5 protein-coding genes are annotated in these 4,207 nt (G+C 59.5%); 3 read left to right on the top strand and 2 right to left on the bottom strand.

The features are described from left to right. Positions 1 to 118: 118 nt before the first annotated feature. Positions 119 to 256 (bottom strand): hypothetical protein, encoded by a 138-nt coding sequence (locus VKP01_RS02195; protein WP_324410000.1) that lies wholly within the window; start codon positions 254 to 256, stop codon positions 119 to 121. Positions 257 to 471: 215 nt separating this feature from the next. Next, a complete protein-coding gene (locus VKP01_RS02200; RefSeq protein WP_324410001.1) occupies positions 472 to 1,530 on the bottom strand; it encodes a ParA family protein in 1,059 nt (352 codons plus the stop codon). A 217-nt stretch (positions 1,531 to 1,747) separates the two neighbouring features. Here VKP01_RS02200 and VKP01_RS02205 point away from each other — a divergent pair, with 217 nt between their 5' ends. The 3 genes from VKP01_RS02205 to VKP01_RS02215 all read left to right on the top strand — a co-directional run. After that, positions 1,748 to 2,926 (top strand): ABC transporter ATP-binding protein, encoded by a 1,179-nt coding sequence (locus tag VKP01_RS02205; protein ID WP_324410002.1) that lies wholly within the window; start codon positions 1,748 to 1,750, stop codon positions 2,924 to 2,926. 10 nt (positions 2,927 to 2,936) lie between these two features. After that, the gene (locus VKP01_RS02210) at positions 2,937 to 3,857 is read left to right on the top strand and encodes an ABC transporter permease (protein WP_324410003.1); all 921 of its coding nucleotides are present in this window, start codon (positions 2,937 to 2,939) and stop codon (positions 3,855 to 3,857) included. Beyond that, positions 3,854 to 4,207: ABC transporter permease (locus VKP01_RS02215; protein ID WP_414706495.1), on the top strand; the 354-nt coding region annotated here is incomplete at its 3' end. The genes VKP01_RS02210 and VKP01_RS02215, both read left to right, overlap by 4 nt.

The raw sequence follows: 4,207 nt of genomic DNA on the forward strand, positions 1-4,207 counted from the left end.
CAGGGATGCGGCCACGGGAACCCGTGCCGCTCGGTTAGCGCTGCGAGGAAGCTCGTTCGATCACCGACTTAAGTGCGACCATTACCCCCCTGCTGATGCGAAGAACGATCGCCCTCTTTCAGCACGAGAACCGGAAGCTACTGATGCTCCGCCCCCGCAAGCCCAAGATCTCGGCACGCGGCCGAGGCCAGGCAGTCCGATGAACCTCCAGCCCTGACGCCGCCAGCCCGGGAAAGGAAGCGAAGCCTTCCATCATGGTGCAATGCCGGCGATAGAACTGCTTGCCCGGGTATTACGGTTTCTGGAAGGGTGGTTGGAGGAGGAAGAGGTGGACTTGCATGGAGGGCAATTGGAGCTTCCAATTGCAACGATGCGCCAACCGCCTAACAAGCTTAAGGTGGAAGAGCCGCAGGTGATGGTGCTATTCATTGCAGTAGCTACTCTGCAACTCACCTACGACAGCACATCCTGCTATTCAATCTTCGAAACAAAATCAGCAATGTTTGGTTGCTGTTTTTCAAGCTGAGATTGGTTCACGATTACAGTTCGCCCGGCAAAGCTCTTCTGCCCCGCAGTCAATCTACATATCGGAATCCCCATTGCGCCGGAGACAACCGAGGCTGTATTTGCGTCGTTAATTTGCTCCTCAAACATGCGTCTAAATCCTTGCCTGCTCGTTGGTGCAGGCTCGCCGGTAGGATGCACGTAAAAGAGAGCAGGATTGTTTTGCCAAACCTTGAAGACCTCGTTAAAAATGTCCATTACAACGTTCTTGAATGCGCTTGCGGAACTATTGTTCATCTGCGTGAGACGATTTCCAATATACGAATATATCATTGGCAATTTCATGCGATACTGTTGGCTGTTGAGATAAAATTCGGATTGAATCTGGCCCGGTTTTCTAAGTATCCCATAAACTAGTGACAAGACTGATCTCACGGCACGTTTCGAAGAGCCATCAGCAGAAAATGGGATAAGCAATCGATCAGATGCACTCATGGCAAGTTCTGTATAAATTGTGAAGCTTGGATTGCAGTCCAAAAAGACTGTTATTTCCCGCTGATCCCACGACTTGCGAACATCTTCGATGAGATCTCTGATCCAAGTATGAACTATTCGCCATGAGTCGGCGGGGCCTGCAGTGCATGCAAGTTGCACTTGGCTTGACTGCATTTCAAGCTCCTCGTCACCACAGATTATGTAGAGATTATCCGGTACGTATGCATTATAATCATTCACCTTCGACACATACAACGAACCAGAATGTGGATTGACATACGGACTCATTATTCGATCGTTGATGTAACCAGAGATTGTTTTTGCTGGACTGGATCCTGACAGCTGCTCAATAACGACCTCGCCATTGACCATTCCTCCAAGGAGCATGCTCGACGAATTTGCCTGTGGACATAGGTCGATTATCAGGACGCGTTGATCGGGATGGGTGCGTGCATATTCGCAAGCTACCTGAAACGTCAGATAGCTCTTTCCAACGCCGCCTTTGTTGTTCCAGAGCGCATACACAGACATCGGATCTCTCTCATATTTGATTCGCAAAGCGACAGTGCCATAGAAGTTTCGTTTAGTCCTAATACCGAAGCCGTTGCGAGCGAGCGAGGCGTGGCGTTCTGGCAGTTTTCGTTATCACCTCGCGATGGCGCAGAGCCCGCGCCCCCACTCCTCCCCTTCCCCCACCCTCCAAAATCCCCTAAACCCCTGACGGGGCAATCCTCTCCGGGGTGGTCGGATGAAGCGTGGCGGGGTTCGGGCTATCGGGGCGGTGCGGCAGGATTTTGCGCCTTGGGCGGATCCTGACGCGGTGCCGTTCATTCGCTTCGATGACGTGACCAAGAGATTCGGGGATCAGGTCGCAGTAGTTGATCTGTCGCTCGATATCTATCAGGGCGAGTTCTTCTGCCTGCTCGGGCCCTCGGGCTGCGGCAAGTCCACATTGATGCGCATGCTGGCCGGATTCGAGGCGCCGACACGGGGGCGGGTACTGCTCGACGGGGCGGATCTCGCGGGCGTGGCGCCCAATCGCCGCCCGGTCAACATGATGTTTCAAAGCTATGCGCTGTTTCCGCATATGAGCGTCGAGAAGAACATCGCCTACGGCCTGCGGCAGGAGGGGATGGCGCGGGACGCGATTGCGGCGCGGGTCGCGGAGATGCTCAAGCTGGTGCAGATGGAGCGCTTCGCCGGGCGGCGGCCCGATCAGCTCTCCGGCGGCCAGAAGCAGCGCGTCGCGCTCGCCCGGGCGCTGGCCAAACGCCCGCGCGTGCTGCTCCTCGACGAACCGCTCGGCGCGCTCGACCGCAAGCTGCGCGAGGAGACGCAGTTCGAATTGATGGATATCCAGATCGCGCTCGGCACCACCTTCATCGTCGTCACCCACGACCAGGAAGAGGCCATGACCATGGCCGACCGGATCGCCGTGATGGATGCCGGGCGCGTCGTGCAGGTGGCGACGCCGGGCGAGATCTACGAGCAGCCGGCTTCGCGGTTCGTTGCGGATTTCGTGGGCGAGATCAACCTGTTCGAGGCCCGCGTCGAGGGCGCGCGCGAGACTGACGGCGCGCTCTGGGCCCTGCGCGCCAGCGAGGGCGAGGCGGCGTTTCGCGTCGATGATCCGGATGCGACACTCTCCCCCGGCGATGCAGTGGCCGTCGCGGTGCGCCCGGAGAAGATGCGCGTTTTTCGCGAAGCCGAGGCGCGCGATGCCGGGGCTGCCAATACGCTCGCCGGCGAAATCTGGGATATCGGCTATCTCGGCGACTGGACGGTCTATCGCATCAAGCTCGATACCGGCCAGATCATCCGCGTCACCCGCGCCAATGCCACGCGCTATACGGAAAACCCGCTCGATCTGGAAGAGCGGGTGCATGTCTCCTTCGCGCCCAATGCGGCCGTGATCCTGCGCGATTGAGGGGGCGGGGATGCTGCGTTTCACCCGCCGGCTCGTCATCATCATCCCGTATCTGTGGCTCGCCGCGTTCTTCCTCTGGCCGATGGCGATCGTGCTCAAGATCGCGCTCTCCGAGCCGCGCCTGGCGCAGCCGCCCTATTGGCCGCTGCTCGATCTGACGCAGGGATGGGAGGGGCTGGTCGCGTTCTTCGAGGCGCTGAGTTTCGAGAATTTCATCTTCCTCGCGCAGGATGATCTCTACATCGCCTCGCTGATCTCCTCGCTGCGGATCTCGCTGATCTCGACGGCGATGCTGCTCGCGATCGGCTTCCCCATCGCCCATGCGATGGCGCGCGCGCCGCGCTCATGGCGACCGATCCTCGTGGCGGCGATGATCCTGCCGTTCTGGACGAGCTTCCTGATCCGCGTCTATGCTTGGATCGGGATCCTGCGCCCGGAGGGTTTCTTGAACCATTATCTGCAGGGCGCCGGGCTGATCTCGCAGCCGCTGACCATTCTCAATACCGAATATGCGGTGTTCATCGCGCTGGTCTATACCTACCTGCCCTTCATGGTGCTGCCGCTCTATGCCACGCTGGAGCGGATGGATCAGACGCTGATCGAGGCCGCGCGCGATCTCGGCGCGTCGCGCATCAAGGCGTTCTGGACAGTCACGGTGCCGCTCGCCAAACCGGGCATCATCGCCGGCGCGCTGCTCTGCTTCATTCCGATCACTGGCGAATTCGTGGTGCCGGACCTGCTCGGCGGCTCGCAGACGCTGATGATCGGGCGCACGCTCTGGGTCGAATTCTTCTCCAACCGCGACTGGCCCGTCGCCGCCGCCGTGGCGATGGTGCTGCTCGTGGTGCTGGTGGTGCCGATCGTGATCTTCCGCGAGGCGGAGGCGCGGCGCATGGAGGCCGAGGCCGCAGGCGAGAGGGGGCGCCGATGAGAGGCTTTTCCTTCTTCAACATGGCGGCGCTGACGCTGGGGCTCGCCTTTCTTTATATCCCGATCCTGCTGCTCGTGATCTACTCGTTCAACGAATCGCGGCTCGTCACCGTCTGGGGCGGGTTCTCGACGCAATGGTACGGGGAATTGTTTCGCAACGAACCGCTGATGCGCGCCGCCTGGGTGACGATCCGTGTGGCTTTCGTCACGGCCCTATTCGCCACGGTTCTGGGTACGCTTGCCGCGCTCGCGCTGACGCGGCACGGGCGGTTTCGCGGGCGGGCGCTGTTTACGGGTCTGATATACGCGCCGATGGTAATGCCGGAGGTGATCACCGGGCTGTCGCTGCTG

It is taken from the genome of Saliniramus sp., from assembly GCF_035311605.1.
Lineage (GTDB): Bacteria > Pseudomonadota > Alphaproteobacteria > Rhizobiales > Beijerinckiaceae > Saliniramus.